Below are 1,369 nucleotides of genomic sequence, written 5' to 3'. Positions count from 1 at the left end.
GTACTGCGCCGTGTTCCAGCGCATAACGACCGGCAAGCAGTTGAAACCAGATATCGGCATCTTCGACGGGCCGCAAAGACAGAACGGCACACAAAAACGCGATACCGAACCACCATGACGCCGTGGTAACAGCGGATGATGCGTGTTTTCTATCTGTTGAGCGAGCAGGCTTGTTCATATCAGGCTTGTTCATATCTATTTAAAAATAACGGTCTTATGGCCGTTCAAAAGCACACGGTGCTCGCTGTGCCATTTGACAGCGCGTGCCAGCACGCGGCTTTCGGTGTCCTTGCCGCGGGCGGTCAGGTGCTCGACGGTGTCCTTGTGATCGACCCGGGTGACATCCTGTTCGATGATCGGGCCTTCATCAAGGTCGGCCGTGACATAGTGCGCCGTCGCACCGATCACTTTCACGCCGCGTTCATGCGCCTGGTAATACGGCCTCGCGCCCTTGAAGCTCGGAAGCATGCTGTGGTGGATGTTGATGGCACGCCCTGAGAGTGATCCGCACATCTCGTTGCTGAGCACCTGCATGTAGCGCGCCAGCACGACCAGTTCGGCACCCTCTGCCTCGATGATCTCAAGTTGCTTTGCTTCGACCTGCGCCTTGGTGGCTGCCGTCACCGGGATGTGGTGAAAAGGAACGTTGTAGCTTGCCGCCAGCTGGTAAAAGTCACGGTGGTTGCYGATGATGGCGCGCACATCCAGCGGCACCATGCCGGACTTCCAGCGAAACAGCAGGTCGTTGAGGCAATGGCCGTCGCGGCTAACCATGATCACGGTACGCATGGCCGCTTCTGTCGAGTGAAGTTTCCACTTCATGCTGAAAGGTGAGGCGAATGCTTCGAGTTGCGTCTTCAGTTCTTCCTGGGTCAGCTGGTCGCAGGCAAACTGAACCCGCATGAAGAAGAGTCCGGTGTCATGGTCGTTGTATTGCGCGGCTTCTTCAATATTGCCGCCGTTCTGCAACAGGAAACCAGAGACCGCGTGAACAATGCCCATACGGTCCGGGCAGGACAAGGTCAGGATATAAGCGTGATTCATAGGGGGTGAATTGTCGCAGGTGAAGACTGTGTCTGCCCGGCCGGCGGGCAATTGAAGGTGCAGGGCGGCGGCAAGAGTGCCAGAATGCAAGATCARGCGCTGCTATCCCAGCTTCACACCTTTCGACGCAGGAAACCACCATGGCCTACCAGAATTTCAACATGGAGCACCAATGGCTCCCGTTCACGCCCAACCGCAGCTTCAAAAAAGACCCGCGCGTGTTTGTGGCCGCAGACGGCATGCATTTCACGACGCACGACGGGCGCCAGGTGATCGACGGTATTTCCAGCCTGTGGTGCGTGGGCGCCGGCCACAACCGAAAGCC

The 1,369-nt window shown here is 57.4% G+C and carries 2 protein-coding genes and 1 pseudogene; 1 reads left to right on the top strand and 2 read right to left on the bottom strand.

Features of this window, described 5'->3' with window-relative positions; translation table 11 throughout:
• Together AC1D1P_RS23450 and purU are read right to left on the bottom strand one after the other, a co-directional pair.
• The coding region (locus tag AC1D1P_RS23450) for a hypothetical protein (protein WP_477674656.1) at nucleotides 1-193 on the bottom strand (193 nt) is incomplete at its 3' end.
• A gap of 2 nt (nucleotides 194-195) precedes the next feature.
• Nucleotides 196-1,044: a formyltetrahydrofolate deformylase gene (purU, locus tag AC1D1P_RS23445; RefSeq protein WP_477674655.1), complete on the bottom strand. Its 849-nt coding sequence runs from the start codon at nucleotides 1,042-1,044 to the stop codon at nucleotides 196-198.
• A gap of 140 nt (nucleotides 1,045-1,184) precedes the next feature.
• On the opposite strand from purU, the pseudogene AC1D1P_RS23440 reads away from it, so the two are divergent.
• Nucleotides 1,185-1,369: pseudogene (locus tag AC1D1P_RS23440) on the top strand (omega-aminotransferase AptA); the annotation flags it as partial.

It is taken from the genome of Polaromonas sp. P1_E1_2, assembly GCF_056406035.1.
The sequence above is the reverse complement of the archived record's forward strand: the minus strand, read 5'-3'. Positions and strand labels throughout refer to the sequence as shown.